The sequence below is a fragment of the Pedobacter petrophilus genome (assembly GCF_009674725.1).
Classification (GTDB): Bacteria; Bacteroidota; Bacteroidia; order Sphingobacteriales; family Sphingobacteriaceae; genus Pedobacter; species Pedobacter petrophilus.
In genome coordinates this window covers 119,119-136,816 of the sequence record NZ_WKKH01000006.1, presented here as the reverse complement: position 1 = coordinate 136,816, position 17,698 = coordinate 119,119, and the positions used below count along the sequence as shown (strand labels likewise).

General features: G+C 37.0%; 17 protein-coding genes. 8 read left to right on the top strand and 9 right to left on the bottom strand.

Features of this window, described 5'->3' with window-relative positions; all coding sequences use genetic code 11:
* Positions 1–5: 5 nt before the first annotated feature.
* The 8 genes from GJU39_RS05900 to GJU39_RS05865 all read right to left on the bottom strand — a co-directional run bounded on the left by GJU39_RS05900 (position 6) and on the right by GJU39_RS05865 (position 10,685).
* Entirely contained in the window at positions 6–1,250 is a 1,245-nt protein-coding gene (locus tag GJU39_RS05900; protein WP_154279776.1) for an ABC transporter ATP-binding protein, read from the bottom strand.
* Positions 1,251–1,348: 98 nt separating this feature from the next.
* Positions 1,349–1,675 carry a four helix bundle protein gene (locus GJU39_RS05895; protein ID WP_167515644.1) on the bottom strand — a complete coding sequence of 109 codons (327 nt, stop codon included), beginning with the start codon at positions 1,673–1,675 and terminating at the stop codon, positions 1,349–1,351.
* 100 nt (positions 1,676–1,775) lie between these two features.
* Complete coding sequence (locus GJU39_RS05890; RefSeq protein ID WP_154279775.1) at positions 1,776–2,633, bottom strand: ABC transporter permease; 858 nt, start codon at positions 2,631–2,633, stop codon at positions 1,776–1,778.
* Positions 2,634–2,724: 91 nt separating this feature from the next.
* A complete protein-coding gene (locus tag GJU39_RS05885; protein ID WP_154279774.1) occupies positions 2,725–3,831 on the bottom strand; it encodes a glycosyltransferase family 4 protein in 1,107 nt (368 codons plus the stop codon).
* A gap of 88 nt (positions 3,832–3,919) precedes the next feature.
* A complete protein-coding gene (asnB, locus tag GJU39_RS05880) occupies positions 3,920–5,710 on the bottom strand; it encodes an asparagine synthase (glutamine-hydrolyzing) (protein WP_154279773.1) in 1,791 nt (596 codons plus the stop codon).
* A 325-nt stretch (positions 5,711–6,035) separates the two neighbouring features.
* Positions 6,036–6,539 (bottom strand): UpxY family transcription antiterminator, encoded by a 504-nt coding sequence (locus GJU39_RS05875; protein WP_154279772.1) that lies wholly within the window; start codon positions 6,537–6,539, stop codon positions 6,036–6,038.
* Between the two features lie 414 nt (positions 6,540–6,953).
* Complete coding sequence (locus GJU39_RS05870; RefSeq protein WP_167515643.1) at positions 6,954–9,356, bottom strand: GumC family protein; 2,403 nt, start codon at positions 9,354–9,356, stop codon at positions 6,954–6,956.
* A 501-nt stretch (positions 9,357–9,857) separates the two neighbouring features.
* Entirely contained in the window at positions 9,858–10,685 is an 828-nt protein-coding gene (locus GJU39_RS05865) for a polysaccharide biosynthesis/export family protein (protein ID WP_154279770.1), read from the bottom strand.
* Between the two features lie 1,687 nt (positions 10,686–12,372).
* Between GJU39_RS05865 and GJU39_RS05860 the strand changes: the two genes are divergently transcribed.
* Positions 12,373–12,759 (top strand): hypothetical protein, encoded by a 387-nt coding sequence (locus GJU39_RS05860; RefSeq protein WP_154279769.1) that lies wholly within the window; start codon positions 12,373–12,375, stop codon positions 12,757–12,759.
* Between the two features lies 1 nt (position 12,760).
* Complete coding sequence (locus GJU39_RS24070; protein ID WP_280790407.1) at positions 12,761–12,892, top strand: hypothetical protein; 132 nt, start codon at positions 12,761–12,763, stop codon at positions 12,890–12,892.
* A 110-nt stretch (positions 12,893–13,002) separates the two neighbouring features.
* Here GJU39_RS24070 and GJU39_RS05855 read toward each other — a convergent pair whose 3' ends face one another.
* Positions 13,003–13,824, bottom strand: coding sequence for a HEPN domain-containing protein (locus GJU39_RS05855; RefSeq protein ID WP_154279768.1), 822 nt, complete (start codon positions 13,822–13,824; stop codon positions 13,003–13,005).
* A gap of 166 nt (positions 13,825–13,990) precedes the next feature.
* Here GJU39_RS05855 and GJU39_RS05850 point away from each other — a divergent pair, with 166 nt between their 5' ends.
* The 6 genes from GJU39_RS05850 to GJU39_RS05825 all read left to right on the top strand — a co-directional run bounded on the left by GJU39_RS05850 (position 13,991) and on the right by GJU39_RS05825 (position 17,610).
* Positions 13,991–14,638 (top strand): LexA family transcriptional regulator, encoded by a 648-nt coding sequence (locus tag GJU39_RS05850; RefSeq protein ID WP_154279767.1) that lies wholly within the window; start codon positions 13,991–13,993, stop codon positions 14,636–14,638.
* 55 nt (positions 14,639–14,693) lie between these two features.
* Entirely contained in the window at positions 14,694–15,521 is an 828-nt protein-coding gene (locus GJU39_RS05845) for a hypothetical protein (protein WP_154279766.1), read from the top strand.
* Positions 15,487–15,912: a hypothetical protein gene (locus tag GJU39_RS05840; protein WP_154279765.1), complete on the top strand. Its 426-nt coding sequence runs from the start codon at positions 15,487–15,489 to the stop codon at positions 15,910–15,912. Before GJU39_RS05845 ends, GJU39_RS05840 begins: the two co-directional genes overlap by 35 nt.
* Positions 15,913–16,102: 190 nt before the next feature.
* Entirely contained in the window at positions 16,103–16,327 is a 225-nt protein-coding gene (locus GJU39_RS05835) for a hypothetical protein (RefSeq protein ID WP_154279764.1), read from the top strand.
* Positions 16,328–16,520: 193 nt separating this feature from the next.
* Positions 16,521–16,895 (top strand): hypothetical protein, encoded by a 375-nt coding sequence (locus GJU39_RS05830; protein ID WP_154279763.1) that lies wholly within the window; start codon positions 16,521–16,523, stop codon positions 16,893–16,895.
* On the top strand, positions 16,864–17,610 hold the full coding sequence (locus GJU39_RS05825; RefSeq protein WP_154279762.1) for a glycosyltransferase family 2 protein: 747 nt from the start codon (positions 16,864–16,866) through the stop codon (positions 17,608–17,610). Before GJU39_RS05830 ends, GJU39_RS05825 begins: the two co-directional genes overlap by 32 nt.
* Positions 17,611–17,698 lie beyond the last annotated feature (88 nt).

Genomic DNA, 17,698 nt, shown 5'->3' with positions numbered 1-17,698 from the left:
TTAAGTTAACTCCAATAATGATTCAATACCAACGAACCTTGGCTTGCATCAGGTAGCTCGAGAAAAACATTCTCTCTCGGAACTACTTTAAAATTAATACCATCCTCATAATAATCAAGCGTCTCAAAGTCATTTCCAACAAAAATTTTAATTTTGTAATTATTAGGTTTTAGTATCATGGAGCTTATATAGCATTCAATTATGTTTTCACCAACTTTTAAAGAATATGTTTTTCCATAAAATTTTGAAAACAGTGTAAATAATCTATTTTCATAAATGTCATCAATTCCATAGCCAACATTAACTGGCTGTTTAGCTACTTTTGAGAAAATTTTTATTACAAATTTTGTATATGAATGGAGCGAAATGGTAGTCGTTTTGATGTTTTGATCGTTAACTAAATAAAAATCAGTAATATAAACCTTTTTATTTTTCCGGGGAATTATCAATGATGAAGTTTGACTTTCATTATGATATGCTTCAATTGTACTGCTTATATTCCCGAAAAATGAAACCTTTCCATTTTTAAGCATAACTCCTTTACTACAAAGGTTTAATACGGCGGTCATATTATGGCTCACAAACAACACCGTCCTACCTTCACCTTTACTCACTTCGCCCATTTTACCCAAACATTTCTTTTGAAATTCTGCATCACCTACGGCTAATACTTCATCTACGATTAAGATTTCCGATTCCAGGTGTGCTGCAACGGCAAAGGCCAGGCGTACATACATGCCCGATGAATAGCGTTTCACGGGTGTGTCGAGGTAGCGTTCAATTCCCGCAAAATCTACAATTTCTTCGAGTTTACGTTGGATTTCCTTTTTACGCATGCCTAAAATGGCACCGTTTAAAAAGATGTTTTCTCTTCCACTTAATTCCGGGTGGAAACCTGTACCTACTTCTAACAGGCTCGCAATTCTTCCTTTTCCTGAAATTTTACCTGTAGTAGGGGCAGTTACTTTGCTTAAGATTTTAAGGAGTGTACTTTTACCTGCGCCATTCCGGCCAATAATACCCACTGCATCCCCCTGTTCAATTTCAAAATTAATGTCTTTCAAACTCCAGACTACATCACTCGCGCTCCTGGTATTTTGATTATTACTTTCTCCGATTCGCAAAAACGGATCTTCCTTTCCCCGTACCCGCGCATACCAACGCTCTAAATCCCGACTAATGGTACCCGTGCCAATTTGACCTAGTTGGTAAGCTTTACTGAGGTTTTCTACTTTTATGGCTGGAGGCATTGTGACGTTGGTGAGTTGTATTTTGGTAAGGTGTGGGTTTTGATATTAAGTTGTTTTAAGACTTAGCTCTAAACTGGGCTTTATGTAGTGCATTTAACTTATTTGTGTATTTCTTCTATTTTAAGTCTTAATGTCAAGTAATCATGTTCTGAGATATACAGTAAATCTAATGCACCAATTAAATGATTTACAGTTTCAATTGCACTTGAATAGGCAATAACAAAAAAATGCGCTCGGTCTTTAGCGGTAATTCTTGCTGATCCTTCAGAAATATTGTCACCAATACTACTTGCTGACCGTTTTATTTGACTGGTTAAACCAAACATTTCTTCTCTTGGAAATTGATTAACTAAACTATAAATTTCTTTTCTGAATTTTCTAGACAATTGCCAAACTTCTAATTTTTCGAATGGATATACATACATAATCTTTATTTAGTTTAATATTCAAATAAATAAAGGATGATTATTTAAAGATAATATTTTTATTCAACTCCCCAACTCTTCAACTTCCCAACTCCCCAACCTAAATAGTATCCACAAAATTCCGCTCTACCTTATTAAATACCACAACTCCGAAAACCAACAAACCGAGTGTTACTCCACAAGCATAGCCTAAACTTTCCCAACTAAAGCTTCCTTCGCCAAGGAATCCATATCTGAAAGTTTCGATGATGGGTGTCATGGGGTTGTATTTGATGATCCAGGCATAGGCCGGGTATTTTTTTATGGCTTCTGATAACGGATAAATAACTGTGGTGGCGTACATTAACAGTTGCACTCCGAATGAAACGAGAAAAGCCAGGTCGCGGTATTTTGTGGTCATTGCGGAAATGATCATTCCAGCACCTAAGCCCAGCAAGGCCATTAATATCACAATAATTGGGAAGAGCGAAATGGCCCAGGTAATGTTGAATTTTGCACCTATAAAATAATAATAAGCCATCATCAGCAGGAAGAGCAGCATTTGCACACCAAAGCGCACCAGGTTGCTTGCTACAATGCTGAGTGGCATAATTAACCTTGGGAAATAGACTTTTCCGAAAATACCGGCATTGTCTTTAAATACGGTTGATGTTTTGGTTAAGCAGTCTGCAAAGTAATTCCATGCGGTTATACCTGCCATGTAGAATAACGGTTTCGGCAAACCATCGGTAGAAATACCTGCCAGGTTTCCGAAAATAAAAGTGAAGATGATGGTGGTAAAAAGGGGCTGGATGAAAAACCAGAGTGGCCCTAAAATGGTCTGCTTGTAGAAGGATACAAAATCCCGACGTACGAGGAGCCATAACAAATCCCGGTAGGCCCAGATTTCATTTATTCTTAAATCGAATAAGGAAGCTTTTGCTTCGATCGTCCAGTTATATTCTTCTTTATGCTCCATAAAAAGGTGAAAAACTGACTACTTTTTTTTGCGAAAAGGATGCCGGTAAAGCTTCTTTTTTGTCAGGCATATTTTGCTGAGGGTACTTCATCTAATTTGATAATAGATTTAGAAAGTTGGTTTTATATTGTTCAAAACTGAACGCATTTAAACATAGCTTTTGAAGGTGTAGTGCATCGGCTGCTGACTTCGGAAGCGCTAAATGTTTGGCAATTGCTTTGGAAAGCTCCTCAACATTGTTTGGGTCGACAAAATCTCCCAGTTTTCCATTCAGCAAGGCATCCCGGCTGCCATCGGCATTGCCTGCGATGGAAGCAAGACCACATGCTGCGGCTTCGATAAAGGCAATTCCGAAACCTTCTCCTTTGCTTGGCATCACAAATAGATCAGCCAGCAGGAAATGTTTTTGAACCTCATCTTCAGCTAAAAAACCAGTCAGGATTACACGGTGGACCAGTTTATGTGCTGCGATCAGGCTTAATACTCTTGCTTCTTCTTTTTCATCGGCCTTGCCCGCTAAGATGTAAATTACATCTTCAGGCAGGTTTTTTAAAGCCAATATGACCTGATCGTAACCTTTATATTGTTCCTGAGAAGATAGACGGGTTAAAGTAAATAGTACTTTTGTGCTGCTGGAAAGCTGGTATCGTTGCGAAAGCATCCCAGGTTTCGAGAAACCGGCTGGAATGGAAAAAAATGGATCCAGACTGTTGTTCAGGATTTTGATTTTTGCGGGAACCAGGTGATGTATTTTTTGGATTTGCCTTGCTGTATACTCACTAACTGCCCAAACTTCTGTACTCTTCTGTAGGAATCTGGTTTTCCATTTAGGAAGTTCAGTCCAGATTTCGATGCCGTGAGCAATCAGAATAATTCGTTTTTTTGGTTGAATTTTATTCAAAATCCAGGCAAAAAGCAATAGGTTAATATGGCTTAAAAGAATCGTATTGGCATTTAAACCTATCCTGATCGTGTTAAAAAGAAAGGCTAATCGTTTCCCATTAAAGCCTTTAAAACTTTTGGCATCAATGTACTTAGAGTCGGGCTGATCATCATAAAGGCTCAATAACTGGTGATTATTTTTTGATAATGTATTTAAATCAGAAAGGATTTTACTCACGCACCTGCATACTTTTTCTATGCCGCCTGTTAAGCTGAAACTATGTAAACTTAAAAATAAGATTTTCTCGTTTTTCAAAGGGTTTATCGTTGGTCGTTGGTCGTTTATCGTTGTTCGTTTTTGGTTGTTCGTTTATCGTTTTATGTTTTTTGCGGGCCTTTCTGGCTTAATTTTTTATAAATACCTGGTAAAGTGCGAAGGCTTTTGACCAATGCATTTTGCCTGCTTTGAACTTTTGAATCTGCTGTTTGGCAAATCCGTTTCCTGCGTACAGCTGTTCATTGGAAATCTGACCTCCTTTGATAAACCATTGCTGAAGCGGGAAACTAAACCCCATTTTTGGCCGGTTCCAAACGGCTTCGGGGAGTATGTTTTTAAATGCTTCAATTAATAACCCTTTTTTCTCGGCCGGAAATCTTTGTTGTGGTGCAATGCCATCAATCGTTTCCAGGAAGTTTTGATCCAGAAAGGGAACACGGACTTCTATTCCATGACTCATGCTCATAAAGTCGGTATCTTTTAGCAATTGGTTTTGCATGAAAATATGTGTTTCAAACCAGGAGGCTCTTTCGGGTCCACTTAATTGACTTACTTTTTCATCAATAGGAAAGTTTTCGAACAACTGATCGATTTCTTTCTTGCTGATATTTAAAATTCGAGCAATGGCTTCCGGAATATAAAAGCCACGAAGGAAAAGATATTCTCCAATTGGATTCCGGTAACTGAGGTAGTAGATTCTTTTTAACTTTTCTGACGGTAGCTTTCTGCAAAAGCGCAGTATAAAAGGGGGCAACATTTTAAGTGCCTTGATTATTCCCATTCTGCTGAATGATGGGTATCCGCCGAAAAGTTCATCTGCGCCAATTCCGGATAAAACAGCTTTTAAGCCATTTTCTTTAGCATATTTATTTACAAACCAGGAATTAATGCCATCATTAGTGGGTTGATCCATTGCATGCATAATCGTTTCAAAGCTGGCATTTAAATCTTGTTCTTCTACCAGATAAGTCTGGTGGATTCCGCTGGTTTTTGCAGTAATTAGTTGTTGATATTTTTCTTCTGAAAATGCTTTCTCACCAAAATTTATGGATAAACTTTTGAGGTTTTGTCCAGTTTTCTTATCGGCTAAAAGGGTAATGATGCTGGAATCTATTCCGCCACTTAAAAATACACCGATTGGTGCATCTGCAATGAGGTGACAATTAACGGCATCTTCCAGCGTTTTGTTCACCTGAGTTACGGCTTCTATTGCTGCGGTAACTGTTTTCGCCGGTGCTATTTTTTCAAATGATGTGATTTCATAAGTTTGATGTTGGTGATTCCAGGTCAGAAAGTTTCCCGGTTTCAACGAGAATACTGCCTGAAGCGTGGTGAAAGGCTGGGGGATATGTCCGAAAGCCAGAAAATAAATCTTCCACTTTGGCTCTTCAACGTATGGGTAACTAATTTTTTCAAAAGCCTTTACTTCAGAAGAAAATACCAGCCGGTTTTGTTGGGTAGAATAGTATAAAGGCTTGATTCCTGATGGATCGCGAACGAGATAAGTGAGCTGTTTGATTTGATCATGGATTGCAAAAGCAAACATTCCATTAAATTTCTGGAAGCTTTTAGTTCCCCAGATCTGGTAGGCGGCAAGGATGACTTCTGTATCACTTTCAGTTTGAAATTGGTAGCCTGATGTTGATAATTCTGCTTTTAACTCGCGGAAATTATAAATTTCACCATTAAAGGTGATGATGGACTCTTTTCCTGGAGTTTGCATGGGCTGATGCCCTCGCGAAGAGAGGTCGATCAATGCTAACCTGCGGTGTCCAAATCTGAGACCAATGGAATCGTCAGCATAAAAGCCTTCATCATCCGGGCCTCCGTGTTGCATGGAATCGCACATTAACTTAATGTCGTTTTCCAATTGTTCCAGATCAGCGTTTTTATCTATAATTCCTGCTATTCTACACATTATTTAACTGGCTGTACAACCACGAATTCAATTCCGCTGACGCTAAGTTTTCCGGAATGTTTTAATTTTTGATTGTCAACTGGTCTGATGGCCGGACGCAGCTTCGCCCCTTCAGTCACATTTCTTTTTTAAAAAATGAACCGATTATTGTTTTAAACATGCTGGTTATCGAATGGACAACTCAGCCTGATGTATTGTTAACAAAGCTAAATAGTTTAAGAACTGTTCAACTTTTGCATTTTAATTTTTATAGGTTACTCAAGGGATTTATGTGCCTTGAGCCATTCTTTAAAAAAGATATTTAACCCCAAAGAATCTGCTACACTTAAATCGGTTCTACAAACGCGACCGAAGTATTGATTTCTATAGAATAACCGATATTATCTAATCGCAATATGATGCGCTGTTTATTTTGTACAGATACCATTTCCGCTATCATATCTTTAAATGGACCTGCTTTTACGAGCACTTTTTGTCCGGGTTTGATATCATAATCAAATACGGCTAATTCTTGCTCGGTTGCTAATAGTAATTTCAGGTGTTCAATTTGCTGCCCGGGCATTGATGCTATGTTCCCTGAAAAATATAAAAATCTGGCAATGCCATTCGTCATGAGTACTTCTGCATATTCTTTGCTTGAAATATACACAAAGAGATATGATTTAAGGAGGGGCTCTTCAATAAATTTTTTGCGATCGCTCCACTGTTTGAGTGTTTTATGAAGGGGAAGGTAAGTGGTAATGCCTTTTCTGTTTAATTCTTCAAAAGCCTTCTTCTCCGCCCGGGAACGGGTATAAACCGGATACCAACGATAACTGTTATCGATCATATTTTTAAATTAATCTCGCTAAAGTTGATTTGGGTAATATCTCAATTACATTATTGATCTTTTTACTAATATAATGGGCATGGCTTTTAAGGCGAGTCATCTTTATAATATAGTTAGCATCTGGGGTACAGGCAAAAATACTTATTTAACTGTGTTCTGGTTTGATTTTTTATGGTTTTTTGTTGAGATAAATCAAAGTGCTTCAATCTGCTTGTCTGCACCTTTGCCATTGAAAGGAAAAGACTTGTGGTCATGATTTTTATGGCAAAAAGATGAAAAGGTGAATGTTTTTTTAAAAAAAAAATATGGAATAAAGCGAAACAATCATTCCGAAATTGTTTTGACTAACGACTAACGACTAACGACTAACGACTAACGACTAACGACTAACGACTAACGACTAACGACTAACAACTATTTCTTTTTCCAAAACATCCACCATTTCCGGTTTTCATCGTCGTAATAACCAGATCCGGAGTAACCACTATAGTCTGAATAATAATAAGTACTGTTGCCTCCTCCGCGGGAATAATCGGTGGTATAATAGTTCGAGTGCAGGGCATCATCACCAAAGGCATTTAAAATAATTGCCAGATTACTTAAGCCGTATTCTCTGGATAGACGTTCGGGAATGTTGGCCGCACGCTGCTGTGAAACGCCCGAACGGATTACAAATAGGTTGATGTCTGCTGATCTGATTAACGGAATTGCATCTGAAACCAGACCCACTGGTGCGGTATCAATTAAAACATAATCATACTGCTGCTGAAGTTTGGACAGCAAATCTTTCATGGCTTCGTTGTGCAGTAATTCTGACGGGTTTGGCGGTACCGGCCCGGCTGGAATGAAATCGATGTGGTGCACTTCATCATGAATCATCACCTGCTCTAAAGTTGACTGTCCGGATAGTAATGAACTGAGGCCTTTTTTATTGTCGCTGCCAAATGCCCTGTGTAATTTCGATTTTCTTAGATCTGCAGCTATTAATATTATTTTCTTTTCAATTAAAGCAAGGGTACTGGCCAGGTTAATGGTAACGAATGATTTTCCTTCTCCTGATACCTCGGAGGTTATACAGATAACTTTACTTTCTTTATGACTGGCGAGGAAACTCAGGTTCGTTCTCACCGATCGGACAGATTCTGCAAATACGGATTTGGGTTTCGATAGTGAAAGTGCTTGTCTGCTATCCTGATCTATATAATCAGAAAATTTACGGATCACACCAATAATAGGGGTGTGGGTTAAACCTTCTACTGTTTCCTTATCGTAGATATAAGGATTGAGGAAGCGAACGAGTAAAATCAATCCAAAGCCTGATGCTAAACCTAACATTAAAGCAGTACTATAGGCTTTGTTTCCGTTTGGAGAAATGGCATAATATGAAGGATAAGCCGGGTTCACAATTGATGCACCAGGCACAATTGCCGCCGCATTCATTTCTGCTTCGAGTTTTTTCTCGGACAGGTAAGAGCGAACCTTATTATTTACTTCGAAATTGGTTTGTAACTTCACAAAGTTTTGTTCCTTTTGTGGAATGGAACTCATGCGCTGTGTAACGCCTGAAATTTGACTATCAATATAGCGGATGGTTTGCTCGTTTTGTCTCAGCATCCCGGCAACAGCGTTTCTAATGCTGGTCTTGATATTTGAAATTTGCTGTTCAATTTGTTTTATGGGTTGCGAATCGCTGTTAAACTGGCTAAGCTTCGCTTCTCTGTTTGCCAGCAGGGAGTTTAGTTTGGTAACCAAAGTTCCCATTCCGGAATTGATGTCTCCTTCCAGGTCTAAACCAATTTCTACTTTCGCCTTATTGCTGTTTACTTGTTCCTGAAGTTGTTTTATGCCCAATTGTTTCAGGTTAAGTTCTGTTTTTTGTTTTTCGAAATCAGCTAGTTTCCCAACAGTCATGGAAGTGGAAGAACTCATGTCTACCATGTTGTTGCGGGTTTTGTAATTGGCTAAGGTATTGCCTGATTTTCCGGCTTCGGTATTGATAAATCCCAGTTGGTTATTAATGAAATCTACCGTTTGGTTGGCTGATCGCCTCCTCTGAATGACGTCGTACTTTACGTATTCTTTCATAATGGCATTGAGGATGTCGGCTGCGAAAACGGCATTTCCATCGGTTTGACTCAGTCCCATTACGTTGGTAAACCTTGCGGCTTCGCCAATGTTTAAGCCACCCATTGCTCTGCCTATAAAATCGTCCTGACTGTTAAATTTAAATTGGTAGGTGCTATTTACCGGAATTCTATCTTTAATCCGGAATGACATGTTACCTGTATTAATCAGTTGTCCGTATTGATAAGTGACTTTCTGATCTTCGTTATCCGCAGGTGCGAGTTCAAAATGTTTATCATCTTTCCCTGTTGCCGAATAGAGCGAACGGCTAAAATTAACACTGTCTTGTTTAGTAATTTCGATTACAAACGGCACATTTGGGTAAAGCTCGGTTGTGCGGACACGGCCTTTTAAATAGTAACTAATTTTGTAATCAAGCGTTTTTACGGCGTTGGCAATTACTTCGTTACTGCGAATGGTAAAACTTTCTGCCTGAATTTTATCGGTGTAGTTATAGTTTTGCATGGCCATTTGGCCGCCGCCGGTTCCGATAGTGGGGTTACTTTCTTCTAATTTTAATGAAGCTCCTGTTTGATAGATAGGAGGGGTATACCACAGGTAAAGCCAGGCACCGCAAAGCGAAATAGTAACCGTTGCCGCCACCCAATACCACCTGCTTAAAAATACCCGGAATATTTTATAAAAATCGATACTCTGGCTAACAGCCTTTTTCTCTTGCACTAACTCTGTCAATGTGTTTTGTTTTTGAAGTTTGGGGAGCAATCATTAATACATAAAGATAAAATCAATTTCTCAAAAGAAATGATATTATTATAAATGTTTTGTACTTAGTGAGATTCGTCAATGGAAAAAGACGAATGAGTTGCTGCAGGTTGATGATATTTTGCAAGTGTTAGCTGTATTTTAACTTATTTGGTTTGGGCTTTAGGGATGAATTTAAATTAAACTTAATGGTAGCGGGTTGTGCAGCAACTGCCGTTAATCTCTATTTGCGCCGATACAGATTTGAAACATTATTGTGAAACAAAAAAAGTTTCGAATAATTTTGTTTCAAAGAGCTGAGGTCCTATCTTCCTGTTGGCACCTTCCCCCTGAAGTGAAACGGCGTGAAATAAAGATTGGGGGATTAGAAAGTAAAATTTTTTAAAAAAGAGTAAATAGAAACCATCATTCCAAAATTGTTTTCACTAACGACTAACGACTAACGACTAACGACTAACGACTAACGACTAACTACCTCGTAACCGTGAAGATGAGCACCGCTAAATTGACTACGACCAGTAATGGTTGCAAAATGTTGTTCAGACTTTGTAATTTATCGCTCGTGGCTGCGCTTTTGGTTGGTTGGAGTACGATGATGTCGTGGTTTTGAAGAATTAATTTTTTGCTGGCTAAACTATTAATGTCGTTTAAATTAACGTAAATTAATTCCGGGTTTGTACGATCACCACGAATGATTTTAAGTGTTTTTGGATCGGCTGTTTTGCTGATTCCGCCTGCTTCACCGATGATATCAATTAACGTGGTGTTGTCACGTTCCAGAAGGAAGTTGCCCTGTTTGCCAAATTCGCCCAATAAAGTAACTTTCAAATTAACTACACTAAGTTCGATAATGGGTTCCTTTAATAACCTGGTTTTATATATATCCTGAATTTTGATGGCTGCTTCCCGTCGGCTTAAGCCCAGCACATCTACCTTTCCGATAGCTGGTAAATTTACTTTCCCATCAAGATCTACCGGGTATGAAAGTACATTTTGAATGCTTCCACCTGGGGTATTTTGGCTGCTGCCAGATGATGAATTGGTATTACTGCCCCCTGCAGTTGCGCCAAATTCGAAATTCTGAACGTTACGAATGGCCAGCTGATCATTCACCTTAATTTTGTAATACGCATCACTAATTCCCTGGTCGTTCACTACATAAACCTGCTTAATTGTATCCGTCACAATGTCTGATGGTGCATTAAATAACGTACGCTCTTTGCGCACACCACAGCTAAATAAGGAAGCGATAATGAGGTTAATAAATAAGAAATTTAGGAGTGCTTTTTGATTTCGCATGATTCTGATCGGGGGGCGTTTATTGTTGGAACGTAATATTAAACAAAAACACAATATAAAATTTTTTAAGTACAAATGGCAAATAAAGTGACATAGGTAATGCTATAGAAAGACATAAAGTTGGTGATGCAAAATGCTATACTTTATGCTATAAACTAGTATTGATTATGTTAGCTTGTTAATATTCGGATTTAAAATAAAAGACGAATGCGTATGACATTTATCAAAAACGCAAAATTCACATGATAATTCTTAAGGGTTATATATTGGCGCTTTGCGACTTTAACGAGATTAAGAGCCTGTTTAAATTTGAATGAAAAATATTTGTAAGTCAGTCTGAGCCTGTTGAAGACCCTATTTATTTGGAAATACTTCGAAGATTAGTCCTAATTTATCTGCAAACTCAGTATAACATAAAAACAGCATAAATATATAGTAAAAGAAAATTTAAACAGTCTCGAAGAAAATAACTTCAAAATCAAACTAAATAACTTCAAATTACAAGATAATAACCTCAAGACAGAAGAAAACAACCTCAAATCAAAGGCTAATAGCATTTAATTAAAAGAGAAAAAGCCTCAAAAGAAAAACTTCCTAATGCATGGCTTAACATTCTTTTTTATTCAATTTAAACAGGCTTTAAATGCTTTGAATTATTTTTTTAATAATTATTCAGGCGTAAGTTGTAATAAATAGCAAGAAGATCATATCAGATTCGTTATGATTGGTTTGTAATCAACCCTAATAAAACTTATTGTAGATAAACGAATTGTTTTTGGAATATTCAGGGCAATTTCTGAGTTCAATGGACTAAGATATATCATGCTTTCGTCTATCCTGATTGAACCAGATAAGTAAGTTTTAATTTATTGTTTCTAAATTTTTACCAGGCTTTCTTCTGTACTGCAGATCGGGCAGGTTATCCAGCTAGAGCCGATTAGCCACCTATCTAACTGCATGAAATTGCAAGCTACCTTTTTGCGAAATTATATTTCTTTTGGATTAGCATAACATCGAACATGTCTCGATCCACTGTTCTTGTTATTTACATCATCCTGTTAGATTACAACTCCACATGATTTTAATGGATTTAGGGGTTTGAAACTCCGAATTTGAATAAAGATAGCATTTAAAAACTCCTTTCATTTTTACTTCAAACTAAGCCTTAAACTAAAGCGTTTTAGCGGTAATTCTACTGGCTATTTTCATAAAAAACACTCAAAAACAATACTAATTTAGGTTGTGAACAGAATGAATAAAGTATAGCATTAAAATTGTTTGTAAAAATATTGTTATTGATTAATGTCATGGCATTAAATGCTATGTCTCAATATAAATCCCCTTATAAAACTTACTTTTGGGCTTCTAAAGGCAGTTTTTGAAAATTATTCTATTTTTCAAGCGTATAGTTTTATCGATTTCTAATCGTGATGACCATTCATTCATTTTGTTCATATTACAATTTTGAATAATTTTGTAGTGTAAGTAATACGAAAAAAATAGTCATATATATACCCATTTATTCCAAATGAATTTCCCCTCAAAGTTTTTAATTTCTTCTATCCTTATTATTCTAGTCGCAATCACTTCAAGTCATGCTCAAACATCTGGTTCAGGATGCAATTTAGATGGGAGAGGCATTTATATCACTTATCTGGGAACTGCACCTTATTACGGCTCTACTGACATGCGGCCTGTTTATTCTAGTTCGACTGCTCCGGGGAGTTTCGTTCCTAGAAATACTATGGGCTATAAAGATAATGGAAACCATTATAACTATATGTGTGGTTATATTAACGAATTCTGGAGTAGCTATGGTCCGTCACAAAAAGAGCTGACGGAAAGATTTCCGGCTGTTAACTGCGAGGTAGCTGCGTCAAAAAATACTCCGTCAGGCGAGGCCGGGCACGGAAGGATTTATGATTTTACCTATAATAATTCTACTTATTGTAGTGGTGCACGGCCGAATAATGCCCCTTTAGACGACTACCTGCCTGCTTTAGTCATCGCGCTGGGGATGGTTGGATTCTTTCTCATCCGCGATCCTTTAAATCCAGTTGTTTCTCTAGTCTAGAATGTCAGTTTATTGCATTATTCTATTTGATGTAGTGCCAAGAGCAGGTGATGTGAGTCTGGCTGCCGGACTTATTGACTTATGCGTTTTGTACGGGTCTTTGCCGGTAGTTACTTTAGGTAATTACGGATAGATTTGATCCGCCTGTTCAATGCGACCTTGATGATTATATGTTACCATTAGCGGCTGTAGCTGTTGCTTTGGGGTTATTGGCATTCAGGAGGCAAAAAAACGTCTAAAATTCTAATCTAATATTAAGCCATGTTTACGTATTTTGTTGAGCATTTGTAGGGTTCTTTCTTGCAGAAAACTCAAATGCTTTGGTTCAATTTTATAATCATCATCATAACGGGCACCCACATAAGCTTGTTGTAATAATTCCAGCCACTTCAGTTCTTTGCTGGCCTTTGTATCGAAAATATTATTGATTTCCGGAAAATAGAAACCTGCATTTTTCTGAAGCAAAGCCAGTTGATGGCTCTTAAAATCTTTTCCATTATACAACTTTATAATGAGCTTTAATACCTGCTCGCAGGTTTGATGGAGCATAAAAGCTGCAAGGTGTAACCTGCCCATAGCAAGATATGCCGTTGCACCTTCAAAAAAATTGTTGGCTTTTTCCAAACCATTGTTTAAAATTGCCATCGAAGATGATTTCATTGCAGCCAGGGTAATATCTGATGATTCGATAAAATCGTAATTAGCAGTGTGTTGATAAATACAGTTAACACGCCTGCAGTAGGTGGCAAAGAATAAATCGCCACGTTGAAGAAGATCATTGATTGTCCCGTAAGAATAGTAAATCAGTTCTACATTAATTTGGCTTAAAGCCAGAAATTTCAGAATATCTTTAGTTTCTTCTGTAGCCTGATAGCGGTGTTGATCTAAAACCAGAATGAGGCTAATGCGGGCAGCATTCGGCGTACACCTGAAGATATAAGCTATCGGAATAATATTGGTAAGAAGTTCCAGCAGGTGATTTAGTTTTTGATCAGGAAGGCTGGAAATGTGGTTTATATTTTCCGTTAAATTTGAGGATACTTGATTGGCAAAGATGTGGTTCATAACTTTAAAATTTAATGTCTTTATACTTACTGGTTATGGGATGTTAAAAAAATTGGGCCGATGTAGTTATTCTAAGGCAATTGATTACCTTACATCGTTACATAACAAATTTAAATTAAATAATACGGAAAACTAAATTAAATTAGCAAACTTACTAACATTATACATGACTGAAATAGATCGTTTAAAATCGGTAATGAATATATTGAGTTTTAGAACTCAGCGGGATTTTGCAGCTGCATTGAATATCAAAGATGGTTCACTTTCAGATATTTTACGGGGAAGGGTTGGGATTTCCAATGGCTTCAAAGATAGGCTTAGCTTTAAGTTCGATGTAAATATAGAATGGCTGGAAACCGGAGTAGGCGAACCTTTACTCAACAAAGGACCTTTTATCTCTGAAAGTAAAGAAGGCGTGCCCTATTTTGATATCAGCCTATCTGATGCAGATACTTTGTATTTGATGGAAGAGAAGGCTGAGTATTTTGTGAATTATAAGCCCTTTAATGATTGCACGGCCTATCTTCCGGTTTATGGCGATAGCATGTATCCGCGATATGCCTCCGGCGAAATCATTGCCGTTCGTGAAGTAACAAATTATGAAGTTTTGCAGTGGGGTGAAGCTTATGTTGTCATGACTGATGAAAAAGCAAACCACATGCGGAGCATCAAAATGATTTTTGAACATGCCGATAAAAGTAAACTGATTCTACGCTCATCTAACCCGAATTTTAAAGGCGATACCATTATTGATAAAACCAGTATTACATCTTTATATATTATTAAAGGTAAAATTACCAGGAATTTGATTTAAATCAAATGGTTAAGCTGTAAGTACGTTTTAATTTGTATGATTAATTGCGATATTTATGATAGTTAATTTAATTATCATGTATGCTAATTTAATCGACGTATTCAAAACTAATATTTCTATGCTACAAAATCAGCCGCTATCGGGTGGTATTGTGGCAAAAAACCTGCGCATCAGCGATAACGGCAGTGGCGAACTTACGCTTTATGGCGATTTTAACATCACCTTAAAGGTGCTTGATCTTACCACAGATGGTGCACCCAGCTTAAATAGCCTAATGACTTTTACCCAGCAGGTAATTACTTCGAAACTAAGGGGCGGTGGATATAAAGGTGGGATATCATATTTTAAATATGATTCATCTAAAAAAGCATTCGATTTGAACAAAAATCAAACTTACTCTATTCGATATAGTTTTAACTTTAGTGTAAATGTGATACAGATTAAGATGTTGAACGAATTAAAAGGGAACGATTTTGTATTGGCTGTAGTAGATAGCATTGGTTATCAATTTACAGATCAGCAAGGAAAACGACATTATTCAGGTGGCCTTACAAATGGAATGGGTGGCCCGGCGGTAATAAGCTATGACGTATGGAAACGGTACAAATACATAGGGGTACATGAGTTTTTTCATACATTAGGTTTAGTTGATATTGAAGATAATAGTAAAAAAAATCGCCTAATGTATCACTTGGGCAATAATACAGGGCATTCCATCTCTGATGCAGAGAGAGGAGATATGATGCAGTTTATCATGAGAAATATAAAGGACATGACAAAAAGTACATACACGAATCTAAATAATAATACAGTAAAATTATTAGGAAATTTTTTAAATAGCCCAACAAATGGTTTCAAATTTAATCAAGCTAAGTTTAGGTAGTTTATTTATTCTTTCAATTTATAGTTGTAAAGGCAAGCCTAAATACGTTAAACCTATTATTGAAAAAAAAGAGAAAAAAGTAATCGATACATGCAGATATTATGCATATGATGCTGGACAAATTATTTCTAATCTGAGTTGCAAATTTTGTCACTTATCTCCTGATGTTGCAGAAAAGGATGATAGGGGTTGGGCGACATTTCGTGGTTTAGCCAGGATGGATAGCTTAAAAATAGTTGACTATACTTTTACCAAAAAACACAAAGGATGGTTTAGTGAAAATGGGCCTTATAAAACAGCTAGAATGGATACGTTAAGTGATTGCGAGATAAGAAATGTCATCCGTTATATCAAAGATTCTGATAGAAATATTCCATTGCCCGGCCAATAACGATAATGGTTTCCAATGCAATAAAAATAACTTTTGGTAGTTTTCTGCTTTTTTCAATTGTTTCTTGTGTAAATGAAACAAAAAACAAACCTGATGTAGTGGTCAAAAAAACAACTACTGATACCTGTAGATATTATGCATATGATGCCAAAAATATTATCTCTAATCTTGGTTGTTATAATTGTCATATTTGGCTGGTAATAGGCTATATGACATATCAACCTTTGAGGAACTCGCTGCAATGGATAGTGTAAAACTGGTTAGCTATGCATTTACCAAAAAGCATAAAGGTTGGTATGGTAAAACCGGAACATTTAAAGACGCAAAAATGGACACTTTAAGTGATTGTGAAATAAAAAGTGCCATCCGCTATATTAAAGATGCCGGCCGAAGTATCGCTATACCTGGCCAATAATAGTCAGGTTTTAAATATAATATAGCTAGCTTTAGGTTAGTTTAATTCTTTATCAAGATGATGAAACAATATGTGCGAGGATTGTTTCCCTAACTCCTAACTCCTAACTCCTAACTCCTAACTCCTAACTCCTAAAATATTTCTATTTAATAAAAAAAAACGCTACATTAGGGTATGATTAATCCACTAGCTTATGAAAAAGTTATGCTTAATCATCCCTATCTGTCTTATCCCAATTTTCGTTTTTGCAGAGTATGGTTGCCTGGTTCCTGGCTATCCGGAATTACTTACTTACCAAACGAATTCACCAGGTGGAATTTTTTCAAACACACCAGGCAATATTTATCCCGCCGCCGGCTGCTTTTGGAAATTAAATGTCATGTTACCCATGTCTGGCTGTGTTGGCCATGGTAGGGCGGGTATAAAAGGAACCTGCTATCAAGAATGCCCTGTTGATGATTTTATCCCGCTATTATTTATCTTTACTACGGGGGCAGCTTTTTTAACATTTTATAGAAAGCCACTGCGATTAAAAAATGAAAATATCCATCATCACGGTAGTTTATAATGGCGAGGCCTATCTGAAAGAATGTATCGAATCGGTTATTAATCAATCGTATCAAAATATGGAGTACATTATTGTTGATGGTGATTCTACAGATGGTACACTTTCCATCATTGAAGAATATCAAACGCACGTTCACCAGCTAATTTCAGAACCCGATCAGGGTTTGTATGATGCCATTAATAAAGGTATTGCCATGGCGTCTGGCGAGATAGTGGGTATTTTAAATGCCGATGATATGCTGGCCGATCAAAATGTGATTGAACAGATTGCAAAAAGCTTTGTTCAGGATTCTTCGATTGATGCTGTTTATGGTGACTTAAATTATATTCACCCCATAAACCATAAAATTTTAAGAGCATGGAAATCAAAGCAGGCAGGTAAAAAAGAAATAGCCCGAGGATGGATGCCGGCGCATCCAACACTCTACATCAGGAAACAGTTATTTGGCAAATATGGTAATTACGCACTCAATTTAGGTACTGCTGCAGATTACGATCTTATTTTAAGGTACTTTTACCAGCATCAGTTGAAGGCATATTATATACCCTTTTTAATGGTGAACATGAGAATGGGCGGTGTAAGTAATAAGAACTTTTCGAGTTTGATGCGGGCTTTCCAAAATGATTACAAAGCTCTAAAAATGAATAATATCCCTTACGCCTTTTCTGTATTACTGAGAAAAAAGCTATCAAAAATAAAACAGTATTGGCAGTAGATAATGCTGTTTAAGTGGTGCTTAAATGCACAGTTCTAAATTTTATTTTTAAGCTGTATAGCTATAGGAAGTTATCTTTATTTCTCCA